Source organism: Paraburkholderia sp. EG286A, assembly GCF_040965375.1.
In the GTDB taxonomy this organism is placed as follows: domain Bacteria; phylum Pseudomonadota; class Gammaproteobacteria; order Burkholderiales; family Burkholderiaceae; genus Paraburkholderia.
The window spans coordinates 654,286-681,021 of sequence record NZ_JBFRCB010000005.1 but is presented as its reverse complement, the minus strand read 5'-3'; the positions used below and the strand labels follow the sequence as shown (position 1 = coordinate 681,021).

At 64.6% G+C, this 26,736-nt stretch carries 25 protein-coding genes; 18 read left to right on the top strand and 7 right to left on the bottom strand.

From position 1 onward, the window contains the following. Nucleotides 1-85 precede the first annotated feature (85 nt). The 5 genes from AB4Y35_RS26230 to AB4Y35_RS26210 all read left to right on the top strand — a co-directional run bounded on the left by AB4Y35_RS26230 (nucleotide 86) and on the right by AB4Y35_RS26210 (nucleotide 5,785). A complete protein-coding gene (locus AB4Y35_RS26230; RefSeq protein WP_368706623.1) occupies nucleotides 86-964 on the top strand; it encodes an alpha/beta fold hydrolase in 879 nt (292 codons plus the stop codon). A 34-nt stretch (nucleotides 965-998) separates the two neighbouring features. Further along, complete coding sequence (gene leuC, locus AB4Y35_RS26225) at nucleotides 999-2,417, top strand: 3-isopropylmalate dehydratase large subunit (RefSeq protein ID WP_368706622.1); 1,419 nt, start codon at nucleotides 999-1,001, stop codon at nucleotides 2,415-2,417. Beyond that, the gene (gene leuD / locus AB4Y35_RS26220) at nucleotides 2,410-3,048 is read left to right on the top strand and encodes a 3-isopropylmalate dehydratase small subunit (protein WP_368706621.1); all 639 of its coding nucleotides are present in this window, start codon (nucleotides 2,410-2,412) and stop codon (nucleotides 3,046-3,048) included. Before leuC ends, leuD begins: the two co-directional genes overlap by 8 nt. 110 nt (nucleotides 3,049-3,158) lie before the next feature. After that, entirely contained in the window at nucleotides 3,159-4,475 is a 1,317-nt protein-coding gene (locus tag AB4Y35_RS26215; RefSeq protein ID WP_368694298.1) for an MFS transporter, read from the top strand. 119 nt (nucleotides 4,476-4,594) lie between these two features. After that, nucleotides 4,595-5,785 (top strand): sugar transporter, encoded by a 1,191-nt coding sequence (locus AB4Y35_RS26210; RefSeq protein WP_368706620.1) that lies wholly within the window; start codon nucleotides 4,595-4,597, stop codon nucleotides 5,783-5,785. A gap of 106 nt (nucleotides 5,786-5,891) precedes the next feature. On the opposite strand, the gene AB4Y35_RS26205 is transcribed toward AB4Y35_RS26210, so the two are convergent. Beyond that, nucleotides 5,892-7,319 (bottom strand): sensor histidine kinase, encoded by a 1,428-nt coding sequence (locus AB4Y35_RS26205; protein ID WP_368706619.1) that lies wholly within the window; start codon nucleotides 7,317-7,319, stop codon nucleotides 5,892-5,894. Next, entirely contained in the window at nucleotides 7,306-7,971 is a 666-nt protein-coding gene (locus AB4Y35_RS26200; protein ID WP_368706618.1) for a response regulator transcription factor, read from the bottom strand. Before AB4Y35_RS26200 ends, AB4Y35_RS26205 begins: the two co-directional genes overlap by 14 nt. Nucleotides 7,972-8,130: 159 nt before the next feature. Between AB4Y35_RS26200 and AB4Y35_RS26195 the strand changes: the two genes are divergently transcribed. The 3 genes from AB4Y35_RS26195 (at nucleotide 8,131) to AB4Y35_RS26185 (ending at nucleotide 11,029) form a co-directional block, all read left to right on the top strand. Beyond that, complete coding sequence (locus AB4Y35_RS26195; RefSeq protein WP_368706762.1) at nucleotides 8,131-9,177, top strand: ABC transporter substrate-binding protein; 1,047 nt, start codon at nucleotides 8,131-8,133, stop codon at nucleotides 9,175-9,177. Between the two features lie 37 nt (nucleotides 9,178-9,214). Further along, the gene (locus AB4Y35_RS26190; RefSeq protein ID WP_368706617.1) at nucleotides 9,215-10,525 is read left to right on the top strand and encodes an MFS transporter; all 1,311 of its coding nucleotides are present in this window, start codon (nucleotides 9,215-9,217) and stop codon (nucleotides 10,523-10,525) included. Between the two features lie 159 nt (nucleotides 10,526-10,684). Further along, the gene (locus tag AB4Y35_RS26185) at nucleotides 10,685-11,029 is read left to right on the top strand and encodes a hypothetical protein (RefSeq protein WP_368706616.1); all 345 of its coding nucleotides are present in this window, start codon (nucleotides 10,685-10,687) and stop codon (nucleotides 11,027-11,029) included. Nucleotides 11,030-11,041: 12 nt separating this feature from the next. On the opposite strand, the gene AB4Y35_RS26180 is transcribed toward AB4Y35_RS26185, so the two are convergent. Together AB4Y35_RS26180 and AB4Y35_RS26175 are read right to left on the bottom strand one after the other, a co-directional pair. Continuing rightward, the gene (locus tag AB4Y35_RS26180) at nucleotides 11,042-11,416 is read right to left on the bottom strand and encodes a hypothetical protein (protein ID WP_368694301.1); all 375 of its coding nucleotides are present in this window, start codon (nucleotides 11,414-11,416) and stop codon (nucleotides 11,042-11,044) included. A 233-nt stretch (nucleotides 11,417-11,649) separates the two neighbouring features. Next, nucleotides 11,650-12,393, bottom strand: coding sequence for a TetR/AcrR family transcriptional regulator (locus AB4Y35_RS26175; protein WP_368706615.1), 744 nt, complete (start codon nucleotides 12,391-12,393; stop codon nucleotides 11,650-11,652). A 233-nt stretch (nucleotides 12,394-12,626) separates the two neighbouring features. Here AB4Y35_RS26175 and AB4Y35_RS26170 point away from each other — a divergent pair, with 233 nt between their 5' ends. From AB4Y35_RS26170 to AB4Y35_RS26135, 8 genes are all read left to right on the top strand, one after another. Continuing rightward, on the top strand, nucleotides 12,627-13,550 hold the full coding sequence (locus AB4Y35_RS26170) for a VOC family protein (RefSeq protein ID WP_368706614.1): 924 nt from the start codon (nucleotides 12,627-12,629) through the stop codon (nucleotides 13,548-13,550). Nucleotides 13,551-13,604: 54 nt separating this feature from the next. After that, on the top strand, nucleotides 13,605-14,459 hold the full coding sequence (bphD, locus tag AB4Y35_RS26165) for a 2-hydroxy-6-oxo-6-phenylhexa-2,4-dienoate hydrolase (RefSeq protein ID WP_342922694.1): 855 nt from the start codon (nucleotides 13,605-13,607) through the stop codon (nucleotides 14,457-14,459). Nucleotides 14,460-14,605: 146 nt separating this feature from the next. After that, nucleotides 14,606-16,144 (top strand): bifunctional 3-(3-hydroxy-phenyl)propionate/3-hydroxycinnamic acid hydroxylase, encoded by a 1,539-nt coding sequence (locus AB4Y35_RS26160; protein WP_368706613.1) that lies wholly within the window; start codon nucleotides 14,606-14,608, stop codon nucleotides 16,142-16,144. A 117-nt stretch (nucleotides 16,145-16,261) separates the two neighbouring features. Next, nucleotides 16,262-17,050, top strand: a complete 789-nt coding sequence (mhpD, locus tag AB4Y35_RS26155; RefSeq protein WP_368706612.1) for a 2-keto-4-pentenoate hydratase — start codon at nucleotides 16,262-16,264, stop codon at nucleotides 17,048-17,050. A 13-nt stretch (nucleotides 17,051-17,063) separates the two neighbouring features. Continuing rightward, entirely contained in the window at nucleotides 17,064-18,011 is a 948-nt protein-coding gene (locus tag AB4Y35_RS26150) for an acetaldehyde dehydrogenase (acetylating) (RefSeq protein ID WP_368706611.1), read from the top strand. 4 nt (nucleotides 18,012-18,015) lie between these two features. Then, on the top strand, nucleotides 18,016-19,035 hold the full coding sequence (gene dmpG / locus AB4Y35_RS26145; RefSeq protein WP_368706610.1) for a 4-hydroxy-2-oxovalerate aldolase: 1,020 nt from the start codon (nucleotides 18,016-18,018) through the stop codon (nucleotides 19,033-19,035). An 82-nt stretch (nucleotides 19,036-19,117) separates the two neighbouring features. Next, on the top strand, nucleotides 19,118-20,209 hold the full coding sequence (locus AB4Y35_RS26140) for a porin (protein ID WP_368706609.1): 1,092 nt from the start codon (nucleotides 19,118-19,120) through the stop codon (nucleotides 20,207-20,209). Between the two features lie 109 nt (nucleotides 20,210-20,318). Then, a complete protein-coding gene (locus AB4Y35_RS26135; protein ID WP_368706608.1) occupies nucleotides 20,319-22,214 on the top strand; it encodes an FAD-binding monooxygenase in 1,896 nt (631 codons plus the stop codon). A 104-nt stretch (nucleotides 22,215-22,318) separates the two neighbouring features. Here the strand turns inward: AB4Y35_RS26135 and AB4Y35_RS26130 are convergent, their stop codons facing one another. Next, nucleotides 22,319-23,227 carry a LysR family transcriptional regulator gene (locus AB4Y35_RS26130; RefSeq protein WP_368706607.1) on the bottom strand — a complete coding sequence of 303 codons (909 nt, stop codon included), beginning with the start codon at nucleotides 23,225-23,227 and terminating at the stop codon, nucleotides 22,319-22,321. A 77-nt stretch (nucleotides 23,228-23,304) separates the two neighbouring features. On the opposite strand from AB4Y35_RS26130, the gene AB4Y35_RS26125 reads away from it, so the two are divergent. Further along, a complete protein-coding gene (locus tag AB4Y35_RS26125; RefSeq protein WP_368706606.1) occupies nucleotides 23,305-24,606 on the top strand; it encodes an aspartate aminotransferase family protein in 1,302 nt (433 codons plus the stop codon). 18 nt (nucleotides 24,607-24,624) lie between these two features. Here the strand turns inward: AB4Y35_RS26125 and AB4Y35_RS26120 are convergent, their stop codons facing one another. Then, nucleotides 24,625-25,092, bottom strand: coding sequence for an Lrp/AsnC family transcriptional regulator (locus AB4Y35_RS26120; protein ID WP_368694308.1), 468 nt, complete (start codon nucleotides 25,090-25,092; stop codon nucleotides 24,625-24,627). A gap of 114 nt (nucleotides 25,093-25,206) precedes the next feature. Here AB4Y35_RS26120 and AB4Y35_RS26115 point away from each other — a divergent pair, with 114 nt between their 5' ends. Then, entirely contained in the window at nucleotides 25,207-25,857 is a 651-nt protein-coding gene (locus AB4Y35_RS26115) for a LysE family translocator (protein ID WP_368706605.1), read from the top strand. On the opposite strand, the gene AB4Y35_RS26110 is transcribed toward AB4Y35_RS26115, so the two are convergent. Further along, the gene (locus AB4Y35_RS26110) at nucleotides 25,854-26,516 is read right to left on the bottom strand and encodes a gamma-glutamylcyclotransferase (protein ID WP_368706604.1); all 663 of its coding nucleotides are present in this window, start codon (nucleotides 26,514-26,516) and stop codon (nucleotides 25,854-25,856) included. The two genes, AB4Y35_RS26115 and AB4Y35_RS26110, sit on opposite strands and share 4 nt — an antisense overlap. Nucleotides 26,517-26,736: the final 220 nt, after the last annotated feature.

Genomic DNA, 26,736 nt, shown 5'->3' with positions numbered 1-26,736 from the left:
CCTGGTAGTTACGACCGGATTGCTTTTACGGAAACCCAATCGTCCAAGGCATCAATTAGACTGCATGCAACCTCGGGAGACAAGCATGTTCGACGGTTTCACAGACGCATCGGCAGACATCGAAGGCGTTCGCATTCACGCCATCCAGGGCGGACGCGGCCCCGCGCTGCTGCTCCTGCACGGCCATCCGCAAACCCACGCCATCTGGCACAAGGTGGCGCCGACGCTCGCGCAACACTTCACGGTAATTGCCGCCGACCTGCGCGGCTACGGCGACAGCGGCAAACCGCAGGGCACGCCTGACCACGCCAACTACGCGAAGCTCCGCATGGCGCTCGATCAGGTCGCACTCATGCGCGGCCTCGGCTTCCCGTCGTTCGCGGTCATGGGTCACGACCGGGGCGGACGCGTCGCCGCGCGCATGGCGATCGACCATCCCGACGCGGTCACGCGGCTCATTACGCTCGACGTCGCGCCGACCGTCGCGATGTACGAGCAGACGTCGTTCGAATTTGCACGCGCTTACTGGCACTGGTTCTTTCTCGTGCGTCCGGCGCCGTTTCCGGAAACGCTGATCCGCGCCGACCCCGATCTGTATCTGAAGCAGACCATGGGCGCGCGCAGCGCCGGGCTCGCGCCATTCGCTCCCGAGGCCTACGCGGAGTATTTGCGCTGCCTCTCCGATCCGGCGACGGCACACGGCATCTGCGAAGACTATCGGGCGTCGATCACGATCGACCTCGAACACGACCGCGCGGATCTGGCGGCGGGCAAGCGCATCGCGTGCCCGTTCCTCGCGTTGTGGGGCGCGCATGGCACGGTTGGTCAGTGCTTCGATCCGCTCGCGGAATGGCGTGGCTGGAACGCCGGCGTGAGCGGCGAGGCGCTGCCGTGCGGCCACTACCTCGCCGAAGAAGCGCCCCAGTTGCTCCTCGAACGCGTGCTGCCGTTTCTCCAGCGCTGATCCGTTCGTTCGTCATTTTTAGTTGGGCTTCATCATGTCCTCACACACGCTTTACCGGAAACTGGTTGATTCGCACACCGTATCGATCGTCGACGCCGAGCACGTTCTGCTCTACGCCGATCTGCACATCATGAACGAGTACACGAGCCCGCAAGCGTTCGCGGGCCTGGGTGAGAAGGGCCTGCGCGTGCGCCGCCCGCGCCAGCAGATGGGCGTGGTCGATCACGTGATTCCCAGCAAGCCGGTGCCCGTGGGTGCGCGCACGATCGAGATCGTCGACGCCGCGAAGCAGGCCGCGAACTTCACGCGCAACTGCGTGGAGCAGGGCATTCATCTGTTCGATATCCACGACCCCATGCAGGGCATCGAGCACGTGGTTGCGCCCGAGATCGGCCTGATTCGCCCCGGCATGGTCGTGCTGTGCGGCGACAGCCACACGACGACCTACGGCGCACTGGGCGCGCTCGGCTTCGGCATCGGCACCTCGGAAGTCGAGCACGTCCTGGCGACGCAGACGCTCGTGTATCGCGTCGCGAAGGACATGCGCATCGTGGTGGGCGGCACGCTGCCGCCGGGAACGACATCGAAGGACCTCGTGCTGCACATCATTGCGAAGATCGGCGCGCAGGGCGCGCGCGGCTACGCCGTCGAATATGCGGGCGCAGCGATCGCCGGGCTCTCCGCCGAGGCGCGCATGACCCTCTGCAACATGACCGTGGAGGCGGGGGCGCGCGCCGCGCTGATCGCGCCCGACCGCACGACGCTCGACTACGTGGCCGGCAAGGTCCGCGACCTCGACGCGAAGACGCTCGACGCCGCGTGCAACGCGTGGTCGCAACTGCGCTCCGATGACGACGCGCATTTCGATGTCGAGCATCGCTTCGACGCCGCGCGCGTCGCGCCTTACGTCACATGGGGGACGAGCCCGGACCAGGCGCTGCCGGTGGACGGCCGCATTCCCGAGGCAGCCGAAGGCGCGGGTCTCGACGCCGCGACGCTGCACAAGGCGCTCGACTACATCGGCCTCGCCGCGGGCGCGCCGATCGAGGGCACGCCCATCGACCGCGTCTTCATCGGCTCCTGCACGAACGCGCGCATCGAGGATCTGCGCGCCGTCGCCGAGGTCGTGCGCGGCCGCAAGGTGGCCGCGACGGTGCGCGCGATGGTCGTGCCGGGCTCGGGCATGGTGCGCGACCAGGCCGAGCGCGAAGGCATTGCGCAAGTGCTGATCGACGCGGGGTTCGAGTGGCGCCAGCCGGGCTGCTCGATGTGTCTCGCGATGAACGATGACGTGCTCGCGCCGGGCGAGCGCTGCGCGTCGACGACGAATCGCAATTTCGAAGGGCGCCAGGGGCGCGACAGCAAAACGCATTTGATGAGCCCCGCGATGGCCGCCGCCGCCGCGATCGCAGGCCGCATCGTCGACATTCGCAAGGAGCTTGCACATGGCTAAGCCGTTCATGATCTCGGGCGTGGCCGCGCCGCTGCCGGTCAACAACCTCGACACCGACCAGATCATGCCGAAGCAGTTTCTGCTCGGCATCGACAAATCGGGACTCGCGCGCGGGCTGCTGTACGACCTGCGTTTCGATGCCGATGGTCGCGCGCGTGAGACCTTCGTGCTCAATCGCGCCGAATATCGCGGTGCGAAGGTGCTGATCGGCGGCTCGAACTTCGGCTGTGGATCGAGCCGCGAACACGCCGTGTGGGGCCTGCAGCAGGCGGGGTTCGAAGCCGTGATCGCGCCGAGCTATGGCGAGATCTTCTACTTCAATTCGACGAACAACCGGCTGCTGCTCGTCACGCTGCCGCCGCAACAGGTCGAGGCGCTGGTCGCGGAGATCGCGAGCGGCGATGACAAGCACGTGTCGATCGATGTCGAAAACGAAGTCGTGATCGCGCCTTCGGGCGAGCGCTATGCGTTCTCGCTGCCGCCGCGCCAGAAGCAGATGCTCGTGGAAGGGCTCGACATGATCGGCATGACGCTGCGCCAGCGGGCAGCGATCGACGCGTTCGAGGCGAAACACTGGGCCGCGCAGCCGTGGTGCCGCATCGATCTGCCGGCGCAACAGCAGCGCGGATAACACGCGCAGTCAGCCCTCATTGATAACCAGACCGTTCGCGCGACGCGCACAACGGCACAGGGGTGCGCTCACCGCCGCGCGCGGCAAGTGCGCTCCACACGGAGACACCCATGAACATCGCCGCAGTCCATCCGCAGGACGCCGCCGCGCTGGAGCCCAGCGTCGTGCGCAAGGTCTCACGACGCATCACGCCGTTCATCATCGTCCTGTATTTCCTCAGCTTTCTGAACCGCGTGAACGTCGGCTTCGCCGGGCTCACGATGAATCACGACATCGGGCTCACGCAGGCCATGTTCGGCGTTGGCGCGGGGATTTTCTTCGTCGGCTATATCGCGGCCGGCATGCCGTCCAACCTCGCGCTGCAGCGCGTCGGCGCGCGCAGATGGATCGCATTGCTGATGGTGGCATGGGGTCTGCTCTCCGCGGCCACGGCGTTCGTCACGGGCCCGTACAGCTTCTATACGCTGCGCTTCGTGCTCGGTCTCGCCGAAGCGGGTTTCTTTCCCGGCATCATTCTCTACCTGAGCTTCTGGTTTCCCGCGCGCCATCGCGCCTTCGTCACGGCGATGTTCATGACCGCCGCGCCGCTCTCGAACATGATCGGCTCGCCCATCTCGGGCGCGCTCATGAGCCTCGAGGGCGCGGCGCATCTGCACGGCTGGCAGTGGCTCTTCCTCGTCGAAGGCGCGCCCACCGTGCTGCTCGGCATCGTTTCGTACTTCTATCTGACCGACCGGCCCGAGGACGCGCAGTGGCTCGCGCCCGCAGAGCGCGAGTGGCTGAGCGGCGAAATGCGGCGCGAACGCGAAGCCAAGGCGGCGCAGAGCAAATCGAGCGTGTGGGGCGCCGTGAAGGACCCGCGCGTGCTGCTGCTCGCGCTCGTCTATGCGGGCACGTCGACGGGGCTCTATGCCATCGGCATCTGGGCGCCGATGATCATCCACCACTTCGGCTTCAGCTACTTCGAACTGGGCCTCGTGAACGCGATACCGAATCTGTTCGCGGTCGTGACGATGGTGCTGTGGGCGCGCAACTCGGACCGCACCAACGAACGGCGCCTGCACGTTGCGATTGCGTGTCTCGCGGCCGGTATCGGCATGCTGATGTCCGGCCACGCCGCCAACGCCATTGTGCTGATCATTGGGCTCTCGATCGCGAACTTCGGCATCAACGCGGCGAAGCCGCCGCTCTGGAGCATGCCCACGCAGTTTCTCTCGGGGTCTGCCGCGGCTGCGGGCATCGCGATCATCAACGCAATGGGCAGCCTCATCGGCGGCACCATCGGCCCGATGGTGATCGGCCGGCTGCGCGACCTGAGCGGCGACTATTCGCTGGGGCTGTATTTCGTCAGCGCCACGCTGCTCGTCTCGGCGGCGCTCGCGTATGCGTTCGGGTCGCGCGGCCGAAGAATCCAGCCGCAGCCGTGAAACAGGCGGCCCGGCCCGCGCCGCTCGCGGCGAGGGCCAGAAGAGACACTGCACGGTTCAGGCATCGCATCCCGCGCGATACGCGATAATCGCGCTTTATCGATTCCCGTATCTCTCGTATGTCGACGCCTGAACCGGTCTCGTCCGGGCACTCCTGGTGGGGCGTGCTCGTCCTGGCGCTCTCGGCCTTCATTTTCAACACGACCGAATTCGTGCCCGTTGCGCTGCTGAGCGCCATTGGCGAGAGCCTGCACATGAAGCCGACCGACGTCGGCCTCATGCTGACGATCTACGCGTGGACGGTGGCCGTGGCGTCGCTGCCCCTGATGCTGCTGACGCGCAACGTCGAACGCCGCAAGCTGCTGACGTGGATATTCGCGCTCTTCGTCGTCAGCCATATCGTGACCGGCGTGGCGTGGAACTTCACGGTGCTGATGGTGGGCCGGATCGGCATTGCGTTTGCGCACGCCATTTTCTGGTCGATTTCCGTCTCGCTGGTGGTGAGGCTCGCGCCGCCCGGCAACAAGAGCCGGGCGCTCGCCATGCTCGGCATGGGCACCTCGATCGCCATGGTGGCGGGCATTCCGCTTGGTCGCGTGATCGGCGAGACGCTGGGCTGGCGGCAGACCTTCTTCGTCATTGCGGGCGCGGCGGCGATGGCGCTGCTCATGCTGCGCATAATGCTGCCCGTGTTGCCGAGCCAGCAAACGGGCTCGTTCAGCAGCGTGCCCGTGCTGTTCAGAAAGCCGATGCTGGCCTCGCTTTATTTGCTCACGATACTCGTCGTGACCGCGCACTTCACGTCGTATACGTATATCGAGCCCTTCATTCACACCGTGGGCCACGAAAGCAGTCAACGCATCACCTATATCCTGATCCTGTTCGGCAGTGCCGGCATTCCCGCGGCCGTTTTCTTCAATCGCCTTTATCCGCGCGATCCGGCGCAGTTCCTGCAAGCGGCTGTGGTCGCCGTGTGCGTGTGCCTGCTCGTGCTGTTTCCCGCCGCGCTGAGCATCGTCACGTTGTCCGTTCACACGCTGGTGTGGGGCGGGGCGATCGTTTCTTTCGGCCTTGCCATGCAGGCATGGGTGCTCAAGCTCGCGCCCGAAGCCGCGGATCTCGCGGTCTCGATCTATTCCGGCCTCTATAACGTGGGGATCGGCGCGGGCGCACTGCTTGGCAACCATATTGCCAACGGCTTTGGCGTGTCGTGGGTCGGCAGCTTCGGCGGGGTGGTGGGCGGCCTCGGCGCGGCGGTATGCTGGCTGGCGTTGCGCATGTATGCGCGGGCGCATCCTTCAGAGCACTGACGTACTGTGCGCGCCGCCGCCGCGCTGGACTATCACGGCACGATCGGCCTCGAAGCCTGGGCGAGCAGCGGCGCCGAACTCGCGCTCCAGCGCTTTCGCGAGGCGTTCACAGTAGCGTAGCGGGCGGCGGCTCGCCTTCTGCGGGAGGAAACGTCAGCACCACGGCAAAGCCGCCCCCGGCGGGAAACGCGAAGTTCACGCGCCCGCCGTGCGCCTTCATCACCGCCTGCACGATGGCAAGTCCAAGGCCGGAGCCCGTCGTGCGCTCCGCGCCTTCCTGGCCGATGCGCTCGAACGGACGCAACGCGGCGTCCCAGTGTTCGTGCGCAATGCCTCGTCCGTTGTCGGTCACGGTCAGCGTGACGGCCTCCGGCGCGGCGTTCACGGTGACGACGATATCGTCGGCCTTGCCGTGCAGCAGCGCGTTGTGCAGCACGTTCGACAGCGCTTCCTGCAGGCTCACGGGGTCGCCCGCGATCCAGACCTGCGGCGCGTTGCTTTCGAATGCCACTTGTACGTCGCGTTCGTCGGCGAGCGGAATCGTTCGGCCCAGCCCTTCCCTCGCGAGCTTCGCGAGGTCCACATGCTGCAGCGGGACCACTTCGGTGCGATGAATCACCATCGCGTGATTGAGTAGCTGGCCGGTGAGCCGGCCCACGTCCGAGCAGGTGGCGCGCAGCGCTTCGAGCCGCGCGGCGTGGCGCGCGGGATCGGACTCGGTGCTGAGCAATTCGATCTGCGCGTCGAGCCGCGCGATCGGCGTGCGCATCTGGTGCGCGGCGTCGGCAATGAAGCGCTGCATGGCCGTCATGCGTTCGGCGAGGCGGCCGATCAGCCCGTTGATGGCGCCGATCAGCGCGTTGATTTCGCTTGGTGTGTCGTGCGCCACGGGCCGCAGGTCGGCCGGGTCGCGCGCGGCGATGATCTGCTCGATCTGCGCGAGCGGACGCAGGCCGCGCCGGATCGCCAGTCCGCTCGCGCCGATGGCGAGCACGCTCATCAGCAGGATCAGCGTCCAGACCTTGAGGCTCATGTCGTTCGTGAGCTGCTGGCGCGCATGCGTGGTCTGCGCGACCGTGACGAGGGCCCAGCCGGGCGGCCGCGCGTCCGGCATGTAGCGCCCGATGGTCGCCGTGCGCACGCGCTCGCCCTGGTAGCGGGCGTTCGCGAACGTCGGACCCTGGCGCGCGCTCATCGCGCTCGTCGTACTGGCCGGACCGGGAAGGTCGCCATACCCCGCGACGACGAGGCCGCGCGCGTCGACCACCTTGTAGTAGACGACGTCATAGCGCGAGAGCGTGGAGAGCGCGGCCACCGGCGGATTGAGCGCGAGCACGCCGCCCTGCACGTAGAGGTTTTCGGCGACCTGGATGGTTGCGCCCGCAAGCAGCTGGTCGTAGGCGCGCTCGGACGCAACGCCCGCGTAATAGCGCGCGATGCCCGCGAGCGCCGCCGCGCCCGACGCCACGACGAGCGCGATGAAGAGCAGCGTGCGCCCGAGCAGCGTTTTCGGAAACCAGTCAAAGCGCGGCAATTTGATATCCCATGCCGCGCACCGTGCGGATCTCGACCGAACTGCCCTGCAGCTTCTTGCGCACACGCGTCACGTATTGTTCGACGGCATTCGCGCTCGGCTCGTTGCCGTAGCTGAACAACTGGTTCAGCAGTTCTTCCTTCGGGAAGATGCGTTGCGGACGGCTGGCGAGGATTTCGAGCAGCGCGAACTCCTGGCGCGAGAGCGAGAGCGGTTTGCCGTCGAGTTCGGCCAACCGGCTGCTGCGGTCGATGGCAAGACCGCCGAGCCTCACCACATCGTTCGCGTGCCCGCTGTTGCGGCGCAGGAGCGCCTGCACGCGCGCTTCGAGTTCGCGGTAGTCGAACGGCTTGACGAGGTAGTCGTCGGCGCCGAGGCCGAGGCCGCTCACGCGGTCGTCGATGGCCGAGCGTGCGGTGAGCAGCAGCACCGGCGTGGTCGAGCCCGACGCGCGCAGATGGCGCAGAATCTCGAAGCCGTCCATGGCGGGAAGCATTACGTCGAGCACGACCAGATCGAAGCGCTCCACACCGAGCAGGCTGTTCGCCGTGGCGCCGTTCGCTTCGAGGTCCACCGCGTGACCGAGGCGCGTGAGACGGCTGCGGACCGCCGCGCCGATTTCCGCGTCGTCCTCTACCACCAGAATGCGCATGATGCCGTTCCTGCCAAAATCTTCATGGGTGCGATTGCGGGTTTTCCCCGAGGTCTACTCTGTGTGTTTCTCAGCATTTTCTCAGACTCGCCCGGTAATCTCGCGAACCATGGAAGACAGCGCGACGTGATTACGACACGAACCAACGGAGACGGCAAGATGCGCGTGAAGTCGCCGCGGCCTTCACCGCGTCGGCGCGCGTTCGTTGCGGCCGGGCTCGGCGCGGCCGCGGTTGCCGCGGGGCTCGCGCCTGGCTGGGTTCGGGCCACGCCGCGCACGGTGCGCATTTCGAAGGGCTATGGCCTGCTGTATCTGCCGCTGCTCGTGATGGAAAAGGCGCGGCTCTTCGAGCGCCATGCGGCTCGCCAGGGGCTCGCGGACGTGAGCGTGGAGTGGGTGAGGCTCGACGGCGGCAACTCGGTCGACGACGCCATGATGGCCGGCACGCTCGACTTCGCCGCCGTGGGCGCGCCCGGCTTCATCGAACTGTGGGCGCGGGCGCGCGGCATACCGAACGTCGAGGTGATCGGCATCAGCGGCCTGTCGGCCACGGCGCTCTCGCTCAACACGAACCGGCCGCAGATCGCGACGCTGCGCGACTTCACGAGCGCCGACCGCATTGCGGTGCCGGGCATCCGCACCTCGCTGTCGGCCGTGGTGCTGCAGATGGTGGCGAGCAAGCTGCTCGGGCCGCAGCACTTCGCGCAGCTCGATTCGATCACCGTCGGCCTGCCGCATCCGCAGGCCATGCAGTCGCTGATCCGGCGCGAGGGCGGCATCACCGCGCATTTCGCGTCGCCGCCATTTTCGACGCTCGAATTGCAGCAGCCGGGCATCCATCGCGTGGTCAATTCGGTCGACGTGCTCGGGCCGCTCACGCTCGACGTGGTGTTCGCGCCCAAGCGCCTCGTCGATACCGAGCCGGCGCTGGCAAAAGCGTTCCTTCACGCGCTCGACGAGGCGAACCGGATGATCGCGCAGGACAAGGCGGCCGCCGCACAGATCTATGTCGATTCGTCGGGCTTCGGCGCGTCGCGCGAGCACGTGGTGCAAACGCTCTCCGCGCCGGAGTCGCGCTTTTCGGTCTGGCCCGAGCAGTTGATGGAGTACGTGGATTTTCTGTACATGGTGGGCACGATCAAGGCGAAGCCGCGCACATGGAACGACATGTTCGTGGCGATGCTCGGGGATTTCCGTCCGTCCTAGACATACGCATAGACACAAATAAACGCAGGAGAACAGAGTGAATACAGTCTCAACCGTCGATCAACAGTCCGTCGAAGAGCGGGATGTCATGTCGAAGATCGCGCGCCGCCTCATGCCGATCCTCGTCGTGATGTTTCTGATCTCGTTCATCGACCGTCAAAACGTCGGCTTCGCGAAGCTGCAGATGGTGCACAGCCTCAACATGACCGAAACGGCGTTCGGTCTTGCGTCGTCGCTATTCTTCATCGGTTATCTGCTGTTCGAAGTGCCTAGCACGCTCGCGCTGCACCGCTTCGGCGCGCGCGTGTGGCTCGCGCGCATCATGCTCACCTGGGGCTTGATTACCGTGCTGATGGGCTTCACCACCTCGATGAAGGTGTTCTGCGGCCTGCGCCTCGCGCTGGGCGTGGCCGAAGCCGGCTTCTATCCCGGCGTGATCTACTACCTCACGCTGTGGTTTCCGCAAAGCTATCGCGCACGCGTGCTCGGCATCTTCACGCTGGGCAGCGCGCTTGCGAACATGCTGGGCTCGCTCGTGGGCGGCTGGCTGCTGAGCCTCAATGGCGTATGGGGCCTCGCCGGCTGGCAGTGGGTGTTCATCGCCACGGGCCTGCCCGCCGTGCTGGTCGGCATCGCCGTGTTCAGGCTGCTGCCGGCGTCGTACCAGGAAGCGCGCTTTCTGAACGAGCGCGAAAAGCAGATCGTGGCGGCCGCGCACGAGCGCGAGAAACCCGAGCACGCCGAACACGCGCAGCCCTGGAAGGCGCTGCTCGATCCGCGCGTGATGCTGTTCGCGGCGACCTATATGCTGATGTCGACGTCGCTCTACGGCGTGACCTACTGGCTGCCCACGCTCGTGAAGTCGTTCGGCGTGTCGAGCAGCGTGAACGGGCTGTTGAGCATGTTGCCGTGGGCGCTGGCGGTATTGCTGCTGCTGTGGCTGCCGTCGAAGCTGCGCCGCGCGAAAAGCATTCTGCGCGCGATGGCGATCGTCGCGGCGCTCGGCACGCTGGGCTTCCTGCTGTGTCTCCTGCTGCCTTCCACGCCGCTGCGCTTCATCGCGCTCGTGTTCGGCGGCGCATGCATTCCGCTGCTGTATCCGTGCTTCTGGTCGATGCCGCCGCGTTACTTCACCGGCGCGCGGGCGGCGGCGAGCGTTGCGGCGATCAACTCGATCGGCAATCTCGGCGGCTTCTTTGGACAGAACCTCATGCCGCTGGCGGGCAGGCTCACGGGCACCGCATTCGGGCCGATGATCGTGCCGATCGTGTGCCTCGCGGTGCTCGGTATCGGCGTCGTGGTGGCGTGGGGACGTTCCGGGCGCGCCATCGAGGGCGTGCCGGCTTGACCCGGGCCGCTCGTCGCGTTCATGGGGCCAGAAAGGGATCGCGATTGTATTTCTGGCGGTAACAGTGAATTCAGTCTATGGGCATAGACTTTCGATAGGGCGACCCTAAAATCCACACTCATGCGAGCGTATTGCGACGCTCGATCGTGAGAGGGATTCATGGAGCAGATATTCAAGGGGACCGTCAGGCTTGCGGGCGCGGCAAGCGGGTCCTGGACGAAGGTCGCCGTATCGCTAGCCGCCGCCTGCACGGTGCTCGCGGGTTGCGCGTCGGCCAGCGACGTCACCACGGCGGACAACTCGGGCACGTACGTCGTTTCCGCGTCCGCAACGGGCGGGCGCCTCGCGTGGGCGCGGGCCCACAAGCGCGCGGTGAGCGAAGCCACCGACTACTGCGAGAGCCGCGGCATGCAAACGAGTCTCGGCATGGAGCACACCGAAGGCCTCGAGGCGCTGCAGCAGCAGGCCTCGGTCATTCGCTTCGAGTGCCACCCCAAAACTTGAGGCGCGCGTGCCTCAGCGAATCACGAACGTTTCCCTGCGAGCCCCGTACCACTTCGTGACTTCGGAGTGTGCGGTCAATCTGGACGACTTCAGAATCGGGCTCGTCACGCGATATAGCCGGTCCGGGTCGGGCCCGTACATGTAGAGGTAGCCATCGTTGCCGTCGATGTGAATTTCGGTTTCGCCGAGTTCGCCGGCATCCGCGCGCTTGATAGCGCCGGCCAGCCGCTGTTCGAGCGCATGAATCTGCGGGCGGTCTTTCGGGTAGTAGTCGAAATGGACCATCATGGCCGGCCCCGGCGGCTTCTGCGCCGGTTGCGCGGCGGCGCTGCCCGCGGCGAGTGCGAGGCCCAGCAACGTGGCGAGGGTTTTCCGGATTTTCGGCATGGGTGGATGGCGTCCGCGAAAGAAGCTGCGATGTTCGCATATCGACGGGGCGGCTTGGAGCGGCAGCGCTCCTGCCAGAACGCGAAGCCCTTAAAACAAAATTGCCGTCCCCCACCTTGGCCTCAATCATTCGAACAACAGCGCAAAACCTGAGGTCTCTCCCGCAACGTCCGGATGGAATATCGATTCAGTTCGCCATGCCTCTTGCCAGATTCCGGTGGACCCGAAAAACGCTACCCAGAGACTTTCAAGCCGGCGCTCGGCGCGCGTCTAGTTCGTTGCGGACGCAAGTCACTCTGGATTTCCGCCGATGGCCTTTTCCGCTTTGGAGCACGCTCCCGGAGCGACGCAGCACGCGCTTCGCCGAGCGCGATCATGGCGTCGGTGAGTTGCTCCATGTGCGCTTTCATTGTCTTGTTGTCGCCAGACTGCAAGGATATAAACGCGCCATCAAATCCAAGCATGCCGAAGTGCGCGAGTTCGTCGGCTACAGCTGACGCCAAGGCCTCACCCACTTCGCTGAATGCGTTGCGAATCATCTCGTGCATGTAGTTGCGGCCTTCGGTGCGCACTTCCACAACGATCTGCATGGCCTCGGGTTCGGCCGCCTCGTTGCTCATGACCATGACGAACAACAGGCGCAGGAAGTTTTCCCGGTGCTCGAACACCTCGCCCGTCTTTTTCAGGTACCAGCCGAGCCGTTCGCGCGGCGTTCCGCCTTGCGGTGGATTTTCGTGTGCTTCGCGCATGGCGGCGAAGAAGTCGCGAGCGCCTCTAGCCATCACTTCTGCGAGTAGTCCAGCCTTCGAGCCAAAGTGATGGTAGATCGCGCTCTTGGGGATGCCGGTCGCCTCGACCAGCGCGGACATTGACGTGCCTGCGTAACCATAAGCCGACATCACGCGCGCCGCCGCGTCGAGGATTTCCTGACGCGATCGTTGACCGCGCCGATTGCCAATCTGTTGTGCCTTTTCCATCCGCGAAGTATACGTCATCCTGTCTTGGACCGATCGGTACATTACTTGTTTTCCCTGGGGTGCGACGTTTTGGACCTATCGGTACACTTCCGTCGTGGTCGCAACCGCCAGATTCGATGCAGCGGCTTGTCATATCGGACCGGCTAGCCGGGTCCGGATCACATGGCGCGCTAAGGCGCTTCACCAATGCGCCGGGCAGGCAGTCAGGAAAAATCGCGAAACGAGGAGAGGTAATGCATAGCGTATCGACGCTGGGATACATGGTTTTTGGAGTCAACGACCTGGCGGCATGGGAGGTGTTTGCCGTCAACGTACTTGGCTTGCAGGCTGGAAGGCGGGTGCCCGGCGAGTCACTCGGCCTGCGTATGGACGACTATGAACAGCGCATTCTGCTGGTGAGGAATGACCTCGATGATTTCCTCGCCGCTGGCTGGGAATTCGAATCGGATGCGGAACTCGAGGCGTTCGTCGTTCAGACGCGCGCTCAGGGGATCGACGTTGCCGAGACGGACGCTGAAGTTGCCGAACAGCGCCGTGTCTCTCGTCTGTTTGTCTGTTGCGATCCGGACGGCATCCGCCACGAGTTCTACTGTGGTGCCTACAGGACCACATCCCGCGACACGTTCCGTTCGTCCGTGCTGCGCGGTGCATTTAGCACCGGACGCCTCGGTGCGGGGCACTTCGTCACCGTGCCCAGGCAGAGCGCACCGGCGAGGGCGTTTTGCGAGCGCGTATTGGGTCTGAAACTCAGCGACTCGATCAATGGCGATGCCGCGCCTGGCGTCAACCTCGATGTCGCCTTTTTCCACGCGCGTACCGGCCGGCATCATTCTCTGGCGATTGCTGATGTGCCGTTTCCGGTCCACAAACGTATCCATCACGTCATGGTCGAGTGTGTCGATCCCAACGATGTTGGCCTGGCCTACGATCGCTGCAAGCAGGCGGGAGTGCCCATCCTGATGGAGTTGGGCCATCACCCCAACGACCAGATGTTTTCCTTCTACATGATTTCGCCGTCCGGATTCGCCATCGAGTTTGGCGCGGGCGGCATCGTGGTGGACGATGCAACGTGGGAAGTCAAACGCTACGCAGAGCTTAGCGATTGGGGGCATAAGCTGAATCCGCCGCCGGGCCCGGATGCCGCGACCGCACAGTGAATCGTGTTTGATCGAGCAAACGACGCATAGATCTATCATTACCGGAGCAAAAAAGTGACCCTGACCGAATCCAGTACGAGCAAGTTCGTGACGATCAACGAACCGGGCCTCGAGAATTTCACGATCCATTTCAACGATGCCGGGGAAGGCCCCGCTGTCGCGATGCTGCATGGCGGCGGCCCCGGCGCCAGTGGCTGGAGCAACTACTACCGCAATATCGAAGCGCTGGTCGCAGCGGGATTTCGCGTTCTGCTGATCGACAGCCCCGGTTTCAACAAATCCGGCGAAATCGTCAGCGACGTGCCGCGCAACCTGCTGAACGCGCGCGCCACGAAGGGCGTGCTGGATGCGCTGGGTATCGAGAAGGCGCATCTGGTCGGCAACTCGATGGGCGGAGCCTCGGCGCTGAGTTTCGCGCTCGAGTTTGCCGATCGCCTCGATCGCATGGTGCTCATGGGACCGGGTGCGCAAGGCCCGAGCATCCTCCAGCCGCAACCGGGCGAAGGCATCAAGCACATGTTCAAGCTGTACTCGCAGCCGGGTTACGCGAACTTCGAAGCCATGCTCGACGTGTTCGTCTACAACCCGGCAGCGATCACCGAAGAGCTGCGTCGGGGGCGCTGGAACAATATCGAGTCGAACCTGAACCACCTGAAGAACTTCGTCGAAAGCTCGAAGCTTTGCCCGGTTACGACGTGGGACCTGTCCTCCCGTTTTGCGGAAATCGGCCACAAAACGCTGATTACGTGGGGACGAGACGACCGGTTCGTGCCGATCGATCATGGCCTGCGAATGATCAGCACGTTGCAGGATGCACGGCTCCATATCTTCCCGAAGTGCGGCCACTGGGCACAGTGGGAACACGCTGAGGAATTCAACCGGCTCGTCATCGACTTCCTGAAGCACTAACGGCTAACGACGGCTGCGACGGCGCGCAGCGAGAATTCGCAATGCCGTCTCCGTGAAACAAGAACGGAGACGCACAAGCAATGTAATACGCACTACGAATCGAACAGCCGGCTTTCGCATTCCACAAAACCCATTGGAGTCACCCCATGTCAGAACACTTCGACGCGGACGTTGCCATCGTCGGCTACGGTCCTTCTGGTGTCATTGCCGCGCTTACGCTCGCGAAATACGGCATTTCCTGCGTTGCGATCGAACGGCATCGCGACATCTATCCGCGCGCCCGTGCCGTCACCGTGAATGACTGGACGATGCGGATTTTCCAGAATCTCGGCGTTGACGAGCCGGTTCTGAAATGCATCGATCCCCAACGCGCCTTGCGCTGGATGCGCTACGACGGTACGGAGATCATGCGCGTCGAGCATCCGCCTTCGACGCTGGGCATCAAGCCGCGCTTCTTCAATATTTACCAGCCGACCATGGAAGCTGCGCTGCGCGAGTCCGCAGCGCAGCATGGCGAATTGATCGATGTCCGCTACGGCTTCGAAGTGGCAGCGCTGGAGCAGGACGAGACCGGCGTCACGGTCACTGCGAAGGATATCGATACCGGCGCATTGACAAGCACGCGCGCGCGCTATGTGATCGGCTGCGACGGCGGTAGCAGCGCCACGCGCGGCATGATCGGAGCAAAGCTCGAGGGCGATACGCTCGACGTGATGTGGATCGTGATCGACTGCCGTGCGAAACGTTGGTGGCCGGACCGGAACCTGTTGACCTTCTGGTCCGACAAGGAACGGCCAGTGGTGGACATCGCGCTCTCGGGCGGTAATCACCGTTGGGAGCTGCCGCTCAAGCCCGGCGAGACCGAAGCCGACTTCGCCACGAACGCCCAGATCTGGCCGCTGCTCGAGGCGCTGGGGGTGACGGAGGACGACGTCGAGATTCACCAGCATGCGTTCTATCGCCACCACACCCGCATGGCTGACAAGTGGCGTGAAGGCCGTGTCTTCCTGGCTGGCGATGCCGCGCACCTCATGCCGCCCTGGGCTGGCGCAGGCATGCAGACGGGGATGCGCGATGCATTCGATCTCGGCTGGAAGCTCGCGGGCGTTCTCAATGGAACCTTGCCCGAGCATTTCCTCGACACCTACGAAACGGAACGTCGGCCGAACGCTGTTTTCTACACCCAGCTTGCGGTTCAGCTTGGCCGTGTCATCAAGCAGGAGCTCTCGGAAGAGGAGCAGGCCGCACTCGATGCAGCGCATCGCGATGCCGTTCAGGAGCCGCCGCTGATCGCACCGCCGGTGCTCGCCGCCGGATGGCTGCGTGGCCCGCTCGCCGACGACAGCATCGTGGGCCGGATGGTGCCGCAGCCGGTGGTCGGAGACATTCGCGGGGTGATGGGGCGCCTGGACGATTTGCTCGGTGACGGTTTCGTGTTGCTCGGCGACGACGTGGACCCGGCGACGCTGCTCACCGCCGCGGAAAAGGACGCCTGGGACAGTCTCGGCGCACGGTACTTCGCCGTACGCCAGCAAGACCAGCACACTCAGGGTAACGACGAGTTGATCGACCTGGACGGCGTATTGCGTCCGTGGTTGCGCAAGTATGGTGCGCGCGTCGTGGCGTTGCGGCCTGACCGGTTCGTCGCTGCCGCCGACGTGACCGGTCTTGCCGTGCCCGCCTGAGCCGCCACGGTACGGAGCATCGGTTGCCGCAATGGATGCGCGGGCAACCGATGCCACCCAAAAAGAGCGGGTGGCTGCAGAGCTACCCGGAAAACACGAGATGAGCAGGAGCTTAGGATGCCTGATATCAATGTGATCGATGCGCTTGCGAGCCGACTACGCAACGCCGAAGCCTCGCGCAACGTGATCGAGCCGGTACGCGGCGAGATCGCTATCGACGATATCGCCACCGCTTACGCCGTTCAGCAAGCCAACGTCGACCTGCGCGTGGCGACCGGCGAGCGCATCGTGGGCCGCAAGATCGGTCTCACGTCGCTCGCGGTGCAAAAGCAGCTCGGCGTCGATCAGCCTGACTTCGGCGCGCTGTTCGCGTCGATGGCTTACGGCGATGCGCAAGCGATTCCGCTCTCGCAGCTGATCCAGCCGAAGGTGGAAGCGGAAATCGCGCTCGTGCTGGAGCACGATCTCACGTTCGAAAAGCACACCTTCGCCGATATCCTGCGTGCGAGCGCGTATGCACTCGCGGCCATCGAAGTGGTGGACAGCCGCATCCAGAACTGGGACATCCGCTTCGTCGATACGGTCGCCGACAACGCGTCGAGCGCGCGCTTCGTGGTGGGCAGCCGCCCGGTGCCGCTTTCGCAAATCGACCTGACCGCCTGCGCGATGGAACTTTCGCGTGACGGCGAAGTGCTCTCGCGCGGCAACGGTGCCGCGTGCCTGGGCAACCCGCTCAACGCCGCCGTGTGGCTCGCCGACCGCATGGTCCAGCTCGGCACGCCGCTGCGTGCGGGCGACGTGGTGCTCACCGGTGCGCTGGGGCCCATGGTCGCCGTGAAGGAACCCGGCACCTACACCGCGCAGATCGAAGGCCTCGGCAGCGTTCGCGCGACTTTCTCCGCCTGATACAGGAATTCATATGGCTTCCGAAAAACTCAAGGCCGCGATCATCGGCTCCGGCAACATCGGCACGGATCTGATGATCAAGATCCTGCGCAACAGCAAGCATCTGCAGATGGCGGCGATGGTCGGCATCGACCCGAACTCCGACGGTCTCGCGCGCGCCGCCCGGCTTGGCGTGGCGACCACGCATGAAGGCGTCGAGGGCCTTACGCGCCTGCCGGTGTTCAACGATATCGACTTCGTGTTCGACGCGACTTCCGCTGGTGCCCATGTGAAGAACGACGCGCTGCTGCGCACGTTCAAGCCGTCGATCCGCGTGATCGACCTCACGCCTGCTGCAATCGGCCCGTACTGCGTGCCGGTCGTGAACCTCGACGCGCATATCGACGCGCCCAACGTCAACATGGTGACGTGCGGTGGCCAGGCCACGATTCCGATGGTCGCGGCCGTGTCGCGCGTCGCGAAGGTTCACTACGCCGAAATTGTCGCGTCGATCAGCAGCAAGTCGGCGGGCCCCGGCACGCGCGCCAACATCGACGAGTTCACCGAGACGACCTCGAAGGCGATCGAAGTGGTGGGCGGCGCCGCAAAGGGCAAGGCCATCATCGTGCTGAACCCGGCCGAACCGCCCGTCATGATGCGCGACACGGTTTACACGCTCTCCGAGATGGCCGACTGCGAGAAGGTCGAGCAGTCCATCGAGGAAATGGTCGCGAAGGTGCACGCCTACGTGCCGGGCTATCGCCTGAAGCAGAAGGTGCAGTTCGACGAGATTCCCGCGGACGCGCCGTTGAATATTCCGGGCCTCGGCAGGTTCAGCGGCCTGAAGACCTCGGTGTTCCTCGAAGTGGAAGGCGCCGCGCACTATCTGCCCGCTTACGCAGGCAATCTCGACATCATGACTTCCGCCGCGCTCGCCACCGCCGAACGCATGGCGCAGACGCTTCTGAGCGTGGAGGGATAAGACCATGAGCAAGAAACTCTATATCTCCGACGTGACGCTGCGCGACGGCAGCCACGCCATTCGCCATCAGTATTCGATCCAGAACGTGCAGGACATCGCCCGCGCGCTGGACCGCGCGAAAGTCGACAGCATCGAGGTCGCGCACGGTGACGGTCTGCAGGGTTCGAGCTTCAACTACGGCTTCGGCGCGCACAGCGACCTGGAGTGGATCGAAGCCGTGGCCGACGTCGTCACGCACGCGCAGATCGCCACGCTGCTGCTGCCCGGCATCGGCACGATTCACGACCTGAAGGCCGCGTACCACGCCGGCGCGCGCGTGGTGCGCATCGCCACGCACTGCACGGAAGCCGACATTTCGAAGCAGCACATCGAATACGCGCGCGAGCTGGGCATGGACACCGTTGGCTTCCTGATGATGAGCCACATGACCACGCCGGACAACCTCGCCGTCGAAGCGAAGAAGATGGAAAGCTACGGCGCGACCTGCATTTACGTGGTCGATTCGGGCGGCGCGCTCACGATGAACGACGTGCGCGACCGCTTCCGTGCGGTGAAAGCCGTGCTCAATCCCGAAACGCAGACGGGCATGCACGCGCACCACAATCTCTCGCTGGGTGTGGCGAACTCGATCGTGGCCGTGGAGGAAGGTTGCGACCGCGTCGACGCGTCGCTTGCGGGCATGGGCGCAGGTGCCGGCAACGCACCGCTCGAAGTGTTCGTCGGCGCGGCGGAACGCATGGGGTGGAACCACGGCACCGACCTCTACACGCTGATGGACGCCGCCGACGACATCGTGCGCCCGCTGCAGGACCGCCCGGTACGCGTGGACCGCGAAACGCTCGCGCTCGGCTATGCGGGCGTGTATTCGAGCTTCCTGCGCCACTCGGAAGTGGCCGCGAAGAAGTACGACCTGAAGACGGTGGACATTCTCGTCGAACTGGGCAAGCGCCGGATGGTGGGCGGCCAGGAGGACATGATCGTCGACGTGGCGCTCGATCTGAAAGGTAGATTGGCTCAGCCTTGATTCGGTCGGTGAAACCTCGCGCGTGAGTCGGGTGGTGGTCAGCAGGAATTGTGAGCTTATTAGAATACGATTGGAGACTTGAATGCGGAAATGTTCCATTGCCATCATGTTGGCAGTCCTGCCTGTTGAAGGGGCTTTTGCACAAAGCAACGTCACGATGTACGGCTTGATCGATGGTGGCATCTCGTACGTGTCGAACCAGGGCGGTCACTCCGTCACCAAATTCGATGACGGGATTTTCAACCCCAACCTCTTCGGGATCACGGGCGCCGAAGATCTGGGTGGCGGTACGAAAGTGATCTTCAAGCTGGAAAACCAGTTTCAGCTCGGGACGGGTGCGATGCTGCAGCAAGGTCTGTTCGGCCGGAATGCCTGGGTCGGGCTCGACAATGCGCACCTCGGCAAGCTGACTCTCGGTAACGTCTACGATTTCATGTACACGTCGCTGACAGAGGCAGGGAATGCGCCGCCCGTATTCTCCGGTGGACTGTATAACTTTGCCGCTGGCCCGTTTCAGAAGCTCGGTATTCCCCAAAACCCCACGGGCTGGTTCGATTGGAGCAGAACCAGCGGCATTCCCACTTCGAACTCCATCAAATACGAGTCGCCCATATTCGCCGGCGTGTCGGTTGGCGCACTCTACTCGCCGGGTGGTGTTGCAGGTTCGTTCGGATCCAACTCCGCGATGAGCTTTGGCCTCAACTACGCGAATGGACCGTTTGGCGTCGGAGCGGCGTACACACAGAAGAAGTATCCGGGGTCGGCCAGTGGTTCGCCGCAAATCCCGGTCTGGAACTGGGGCGTCGGCGCTCACTACGCTTTCGGCCCGGTCTACACCGCTGCGGATTTCGTGACCGTGCGCAATTCGTTCACGGGTGCCGGGGCCTATGCGGGACAGGTCGCCGCGAACTGGCAGATCACGCCCGCCTGGTCTTTCGGGGCGAGCTACATGTACATGAAGGGCAACGATGTTCTCGACAACAACCATGCCAACCAGCTTGGCGCAACGCTGAACTACGCGTTGTCGAAGCGAACGATGGTGTACGCCGAAGGCGTCTACCAGCGTGCGAACTCGGGCGCCCAGGCAGCCATCAACGGCATCATGGACCCGACTGGTTCCTCGAGCAGCGCCTCTCAGGCGATTGCCCGAGTCGGCCTCCGTACCACTTTTTAATTCGGCCGGGCCGTTTGATACGTGCCCGCTTCCCGAATCAGTTTCAAACAGTTGGCGTACGGACCATATTTTCCGTCACAACGATACGCACCGAGTAGAGGAAGACAACATGCAGTTCCATCATAACGGTTTCCGCGCTGGCGACCCGACGATCGAACCGGCCGCCGAAGGCGCCCCTCACAGCCTTGCACCCGACGCTGTCGACGTGCTGATTGTCGGTAGCGGCCCCGCGGGACTCGTGCTCGCGGCGCAGCTTTCGCAATTCCCGACGATCAAAACGCGCGTGGTCGAGCGCCGCAACGGGCCGTTGCAGATGGGGCAGGCAGACGGCGTAGCGTGTCGGACCGTCGAGATGTTCGAAGCGTTCGGGCTCAGCGATCGCCTGCTGCGCGAGGCCTACTGGGTCAACGAAACGGTGTTCTGGCGGCCCGACGCGCTTGAACGGGGTGCGATCAAGCGGACTGGACGTGTCCAGGATACCGAAACAGGGTTGTCTGAGTTTCCGCACGTCATCGTCAATCAGGCGCGCATTCAGGACTATCTGCTCGATGTGATGCGTTGTTCTTCGCATCGGCTCGAACCCGACTATGGGCTCGAAGTTGTCGATCTCGTGCGTGATGACAGCGGCGAATATCCCGTGCGCGTCACGCTGCGCCGCACGGACGAAGCGCGAGAGGGCGAAACAGTCGTCATGCGCGCTCGCTACGTGGTGGGTTGCGACGGCGCGCGCAGTCGCGTGCGTGCGGCCATCGGGCAAACGCTGCGCGGCGACGCCGCCAATCATGCGTGGGGCGTGATGGACGCGCTCGCCGTCACCGACTTTCCGGACATCCGGCTCAAAGCGGCCATTCAATCGGCGAGCGAAGGCAATCTGCTCATCATTCCGCGCGAGGGTGGCTATCTCGTGCGCTTTTATGTCGATCTCGGCGAGGTGACGCCGGAGAATCGCGATAGCATCAAGCAGACCTCGGTCGATCGCATCATCGAAACCGCGCAACGGATTCTGCAGCCCTACACGCTGGAGGTGAAGGAGGTCGCATGGTTTTCGGTGTATGAAGTGGGGCAGCGCTTGACCGACCGCTTCGACGACGCCGTCGCGGCCGACGCAACGTCACGCGAGCCACGTGTGTTCATCGCCGGCGACGCCTGTCACACGCATAGCGCGAAGGCCGGTCAGGGCATGAATGTGTCGATGCAGGACGGCTTCAATCTTGGCTGGAAGCTCGGCGCGGTACTGGAAGGGCGCAGCGACGCGGATCTGCTGCGCACCTATTCCACCGAGCGCCAGCCCATCGCGCAGGAGCTGATCGATTTCGACAAGGCGTGGTCGACGATGATGGCCGCGCCGCCGAAGGACCCGAACCGGCCGGAAGCGGGAGGCGTCGATCCCGCCGAATTGCAGGCGTATTTCGTGCGCGCGGGCCGCTATACGGCGGGCGTCGCGACGCGCTACCGGCCCGGAACGCTCACGGGCGAGGCCACGCATCAAGCGCTCGCCAGCGGCTTCGTGATCGGCACGCGCTTTCACTCGGCACCCGTGATTCGCCTCGCGGACGCGAAGCCTGTCCATCTCGGCCATGCCGCGCGCGCCGACGGCCGCTGGCGACTCTACGCGTTCGCGGACGCACAGGGGAAAGCGCTCGATGCGCTGTGCGAGCATCTGTTCTCGGCGCCCGATTCGGTGCTCCGGCTCGTGACCCCCGAGGGCGCCGATATCGACAGCGTGCTCGATCTGCGTGCCGTATTGCAGCAGCCACATCGCGAAGTGCGCACGGAGTCGCTGCCCGGTCTCCTGCGGCCGAAAAAGGGGCGCTACGGTCTCGTCGATTACGAGAAAGCATTTACGAGCGACACGTCGGCCGATATTTTCGACGCGCGCGGCATTGACCGCGGGCGTGGCGCGCTCGTGATCGTCCGGCCGGACCAATACGTCGCGCAGGTTCTGCCGCTGGACGCTTACGCGGAACTGCATGCCTTTTTCCGGCCGATAATCCGCATGCAGTGAACCTTCAGGACAATGCAAACTGATCGAGCGGACGCGGAAGTTTGGCTGCGGGTGCGCGCGAAGGCGAGAGCGCGCCGCAAACGCTGTGAAGCGCCGCCGTGCGCTCACAACAGCGGCAGCGTGAGCCGGATGTGCTCGGCAAACGCCGTCGTGAGGAGCGACGGCCGCTTGCGCCCGAACTTGATCGTGATCCCCACGGCCGGCAAGGGCGGCAGCGCGGGATCGCCATTGAGTATCGCCAGATCCGCCGGCACGGCCGTCTGCGTCATGACGGCGAAGGCCTGGCCCGAACGCACGAGCGCGGTGAGACCCGCGAGGCTGCTGCTCGCATACGCGACGCGGTAGGCGCGACCCATGCGCTCCAACGCTTCGCAGGCCGCAATGTGGTCTAGCGTGTCCGGATCGGAGAGCGCGAGCGGCAACGGATCGAAGTGCGCGGAGTCGAGTCCGGGCGAGCCGATCCAGACCAGCTGCTCGCGGCGAATGATCTCGTCGTGCGGGCCGCTTGCGTGCGCCGACCCGATGGCGGTCAAAGGCAGCGATACCAAGGCGAGATCGACGGCACGCTTGTCGAGCTGTTCGAGAAGGCGCGGCGTCGGCACACACACGACTTCCACGAGCGCATTCGGATGCTGGCCCGAAAACCGGCGCAGCAAGGAGGGCAGGAATACGGCGGCATAGTCGTCGGGGCAGCCAAAGCGCAGGGTGCCCGACAAGCCCGTGCCGCACAGGTCGGCCATGGCCTCGTCGTGCAGGCGCAGGATGCGCTGGGCGTGCACCAGCAGGCGCTCGCCGGGGCTCGTCAGCGCTACGCCGCGGCCGGTGCGCTGAAACAGCGGCTGATCGACGATCTCCTCGAGCCGCTTGATCTGCTGGCTCAGCGCCGACTGGGTGCGGCCCACGCGTTCGGCCGCGCGGCTTAGCGAGCGCATCTCGGCGATAACGGCGAACGAACGCAGCAGATCGATTTCCAGCGGACGGCTCACGATATTAGCCTCTCTTCTAGCTTGCATAAGAACTATTCGATTCTATAAAACCAGAGCGCCGACTAGACTGCAAGGAAAACCCGCTACCCGACGAGGAGAAGCCCGTGTCCAGGAACGACGACGAACAGTTTTGGCGCAACGCGAGGCAGCACCTGATCCGCTATGGCGGCACGTTCGAACCGATGATCATCGAGCGCGCCCAGGGCAGCTTCGTCTATGACGCCGACGACCGCCCGATTCTCGACTTCACTTCGGGGCAGATGAGCGCTGTGCTCGGTCACAGCCACCCCGAGATCGTCTCGGTCATCAACGAATACGCGGGCAAACTGGACCACTTGTTCAGCGGCATGCTCTCGCGGCCCGTGGTCGAACTGGCCACGCGTCTCGCCGACGTCACGCCCGACGGGCTCGACCGGGCGCTGCTGTTGAGCACCGGCGCGGAGTCGAACGAGGCCGCCATCCGCATGGCGAAGCTCGTCACGGGCAAATTCGAAATCGTGGGCTTTGCGCAGTCGTGGCACGGCATGACGGGCGGCGCGGCATCGGCCACCTATAGCGCAGGGCGCAAGGGCGTCGGTCCCGCCGCGGTGGGTTCGTATGCGATTCCCGCGCCGTTCACGTACCGGCCGCGCTTCGAGCGCAACGGGCAATACGATTACCTCGCGGAACTCGACTACGCGTTCGATCTCATCGACCGCCAGTCCAGCGGCAATCTCGCCGCCTTCATCGCGGAGCCGATCCTCAGTTCGGGCGGCATCATCGAACTGCCGCCCGGCTATATGGCGGCGCTCAAGCGCAAATGCGAAGAGCGCGACATGCTGCTGATTCTGGACGAGGCGCAAACGGGCGTTGGGCGCACCGGGATGATGTTCGCGTGCGAGCACGACGGCGTGACGCCCGACATTCTCACGCTGTCGAAAACGCTCGGCGCCGGCCTGCCGCTCGCAGCCGTGGTCACGTCCGCACAGATCGAGGAAGCCGCGCACGAACGGGGCTTCCTGTTCTACACGACGCATGTATCCGATCCGCTTCCCGCTGCAGTCGGCCTGCGGGTGCTGGACGTCGTGGCGCGCGACGGACTCGTTGCGCGCGCAAACATCATGGGCGAGCGCTTGCGGCGCGGGCTGCTCGACCTGATGGAGCGCTTCGAGTGCATCGGCGACATTCGCGGGCGCGGGCTGCTGCTCGGTCTCGAGATCGTCAAGGACCGCCGCACGAAGGAGCCCGCCGACGGCCTTGGCGCGAAGATCACGCGCGAGTGCATGAAGCTCGGGCTCAGCATGAACATCGTGCAGTTGCCGGGCATGGGCGGCGTGTTCCGCATCGCGCCGCCGCTGACCGTGAGCGAACAGGAGATCGATCTCGGCGTGGAACTGCTTGGCCAGGCGATCGAGCGTTCGCTCTGACGACCCGGGTCGTCGCGGCTAGACCTTGCCGCGCGACCCGGTCGCGCTGACCTGAGGCTTCGCGAGCGCACGCGCGGCGAGCGGCGTGGACATGACGATGGACGTGCGCGTCTCGCCATAGAGGTTGATGCGCTGGATCAGGCGCTCCAGGTCGGCCACGCTCGTCGCAACGAGGCGAATGACATAGGAGTCCGCACCAGTCACGTGATGGCATTCGAGCACCTCGGCAATCGTGCCGAGCAGCTTGAGAAACTTCGCTTTCGCGGATTGGGGCACGGTAATGCCGATCAGGGCCGAGATCGGATAGCCGGCGGCGGCCGGATTCACGCGCGCCGTGTAGCCTTCGATCACGCCGGCCTCTTCTAGACGTCTCACGCGCTCCGTGACTGCCGGCACGGAGAGATGCACCTGGCGCGCAAGCTCGGTGTAGGTCATGCGGCCGTTGTCCTGCAGCAGCGCCAGTACTTTCCAGTCCAGATCGTCCATGATGGCGAAATGTTTAAGGTGAAAGGCCAATTCTCCCTTAAATCCCGACTTCTGCGGATACTCTGCGCCGTCTACGATAGCTCCCCATAGAACACGCATTGCGGGAGAGGGGACATGTTGTTCGTCAAAGCCGTGGCGATGGGCTTTTGCATCGCCGCACCGGTCGGGGCCATCGGCATGCTGTGCATCCAGCGCAGCCTGAGCCGCGGGTTTTACTCCGGCTTCGCAACGGGCATTGGCGCGGCCTGCGCGGATGCGTTTTATGGCCTGCTCGGCGCGCTCGGCGTCGCTGGGATCGTGACGGCGCTGCCGATGCTGACGGTCGTGTTGAAGGCGGCGGGCGGCGCATTTCTGGTGTGGATGGCGTGGACCATCGCGCGCGAGTCGCCTGGCACGCCTGCCGCCGTACAGGAGACCCCGCGCAGCCCGGTCACGCGGGACTTCCTCACGACGTTTGCGCTGACGCTCTCGAACCCCCTGACCATTTTTTCGTTCATCGCCGCGTTTGCCGCGCTCGGCCCCCTGCCGGCCATGCCAGGCGAGCAGGGCGCGACGGCAGGGTTTTCGGCGGCGCTGATGGTGACGATGGTGACGGGCGTGTTCGCGGGTTCGGCCGTGTGGTGGCTGTTCCTGAGCGGCGTGACGTCGGCACTGCGTACGAAGCTGCCACTCGCGTTCACGCGGGGCATCTCCATGTTTTCCGCCGTTGCGATTGCCGCGTTTGGCGTCGTTCAGATGGTCACGGGTCTCGCGAGGCTCGCTTAAGACGTCGTTTCGAAACCTTCGAGGGCTTGCGCCACTTCCTCGACGTAGGCGTCGGTCATTGCGCAGTCCGCGAGCGCCTGCCTGAGCTGGAACACATATTCCGCGTTGCTGCCGAGCGGTCCATGCGCCTGGGCAATCGCGCGTGCGACAGTCGCGGGGCTCGAATCGGCCTCGTATTGATGCGGGCAGGTGTTCGCCACGAAGGCGAGGGCGTGCCGCGTTTTGCCGGTGGCGAGCGTCACGGTGGTCCAGGCCGGCGTGTAGGCGCCCGTCAGCATCTCGCGGGTCCAGAGAATGTGCAGCTCTTCCTCGAGCGTGGCCGTATCGAGGCGCAGCACCACGCCTTGCGTATCGCCGCCGCGCTCCAGCGCGAGCATGCGGCCGGGGCGCTGCGGCGTGCCGCGCCCGCCGAACAGGCGAATGCAAAAGCTCCGGCGCCAGCCGTGCAGCGTGGCGTACGCGCGCTGGTCGAAGTGCGAGAGCGGATTCCACATGAGCGAGCCGTAGCCGAACACCCAGACCTCCTCGCCGGCGGGGCGCTTCGCCATCGTATCGGCGAGCGACTGGGCGATCTGGGCTTGCGTCCAGAGAATTTCCGGCGGGAGATGGCTGAAACTCTCGAGAAACGCACCGGAGCGAATGGCGTCTCTGTTTAGCATGGCGTTGACGGGTGGCTGAAGGCTATGTGACGAAGTATGCGGTCGGCGCCTGCGTGGATAAAGTGGCCGGAACGCGATGCTGCGTTCAACTGGGGGCGACAATCGCGGTGCGCTTGTCCCCTCCGTACTTCCCCCAGGATCGCCCCGTCGATGATAACGCTACCATTCACCTCATCACGTCACCGGCGGCGCAATCCCCATCCGCCGGCCTTCGGCGGCT

Excerpts from the sequence above, each read along its gene's own strand:
- AB4Y35_RS26230 (WP_368706623.1), top strand. The coding sequence starts at position 86 with ATGTTCGACGGTTTCACAGACGCATCGGCAGACATCGAAGGCGTTCGC.
- leuC (WP_368706622.1), top strand. The coding sequence starts at position 999 with ATGTCCTCACACACGCTTTACCGGAAACTGGTTGATTCGCACACCGTA.
- leuD (WP_368706621.1), top strand. The coding sequence starts at position 2,410 with ATGGCTAAGCCGTTCATGATCTCGGGCGTGGCCGCGCCGCTGCCGGTC.
- AB4Y35_RS26215 (WP_368694298.1), top strand. The coding sequence starts at position 3,159 with ATGAACATCGCCGCAGTCCATCCGCAGGACGCCGCCGCGCTGGAGCCC.
- AB4Y35_RS26210 (WP_368706620.1), top strand. The coding sequence starts at position 4,595 with ATGTCGACGCCTGAACCGGTCTCGTCCGGGCACTCCTGGTGGGGCGTG.
- AB4Y35_RS26200 (WP_368706618.1), bottom strand. The coding sequence starts at position 7,971 with ATGCGCATTCTGGTGGTAGAGGACGACGCGGAAATCGGCGCGGCGGTC.
- AB4Y35_RS26195 (WP_368706762.1), top strand. The coding sequence starts at position 8,131 with ATGCGCGTGAAGTCGCCGCGGCCTTCACCGCGTCGGCGCGCGTTCGTT.
- AB4Y35_RS26185 (WP_368706616.1), top strand. The coding sequence starts at position 10,685 with ATGGAGCAGATATTCAAGGGGACCGTCAGGCTTGCGGGCGCGGCAAGC.
- AB4Y35_RS26180 (WP_368694301.1), bottom strand. The coding sequence starts at position 11,416 with ATGCCGAAAATCCGGAAAACCCTCGCCACGTTGCTGGGCCTCGCACTC.
- AB4Y35_RS26175 (WP_368706615.1), bottom strand. The coding sequence starts at position 12,393 with ATGGAAAAGGCACAACAGATTGGCAATCGGCGCGGTCAACGATCGCGT.
- AB4Y35_RS26170 (WP_368706614.1), top strand. The coding sequence starts at position 12,627 with ATGCATAGCGTATCGACGCTGGGATACATGGTTTTTGGAGTCAACGAC.
- AB4Y35_RS26160 (WP_368706613.1), top strand. The coding sequence starts at position 14,606 with ATGTCAGAACACTTCGACGCGGACGTTGCCATCGTCGGCTACGGTCCT.
- mhpD (WP_368706612.1), top strand. The coding sequence starts at position 16,262 with ATGCCTGATATCAATGTGATCGATGCGCTTGCGAGCCGACTACGCAAC.
- AB4Y35_RS26150 (WP_368706611.1), top strand. The coding sequence starts at position 17,064 with ATGGCTTCCGAAAAACTCAAGGCCGCGATCATCGGCTCCGGCAACATC.
- dmpG (WP_368706610.1), top strand. The coding sequence starts at position 18,016 with ATGAGCAAGAAACTCTATATCTCCGACGTGACGCTGCGCGACGGCAGC.
- AB4Y35_RS26140 (WP_368706609.1), top strand. The coding sequence starts at position 19,118 with ATGCGGAAATGTTCCATTGCCATCATGTTGGCAGTCCTGCCTGTTGAA.
- AB4Y35_RS26135 (WP_368706608.1), top strand. The coding sequence starts at position 20,319 with ATGCAGTTCCATCATAACGGTTTCCGCGCTGGCGACCCGACGATCGAA.
- AB4Y35_RS26130 (WP_368706607.1), bottom strand. The coding sequence starts at position 23,227 with ATGCAAGCTAGAAGAGAGGCTAATATCGTGAGCCGTCCGCTGGAAATC.
- AB4Y35_RS26120 (WP_368694308.1), bottom strand. The coding sequence starts at position 25,092 with ATGGACGATCTGGACTGGAAAGTACTGGCGCTGCTGCAGGACAACGGC.
- AB4Y35_RS26115 (WP_368706605.1), top strand. The coding sequence starts at position 25,207 with ATGTTGTTCGTCAAAGCCGTGGCGATGGGCTTTTGCATCGCCGCACCG.
- AB4Y35_RS26110 (WP_368706604.1), bottom strand. The coding sequence starts at position 26,516 with ATGCTAAACAGAGACGCCATTCGCTCCGGTGCGTTTCTCGAGAGTTTC.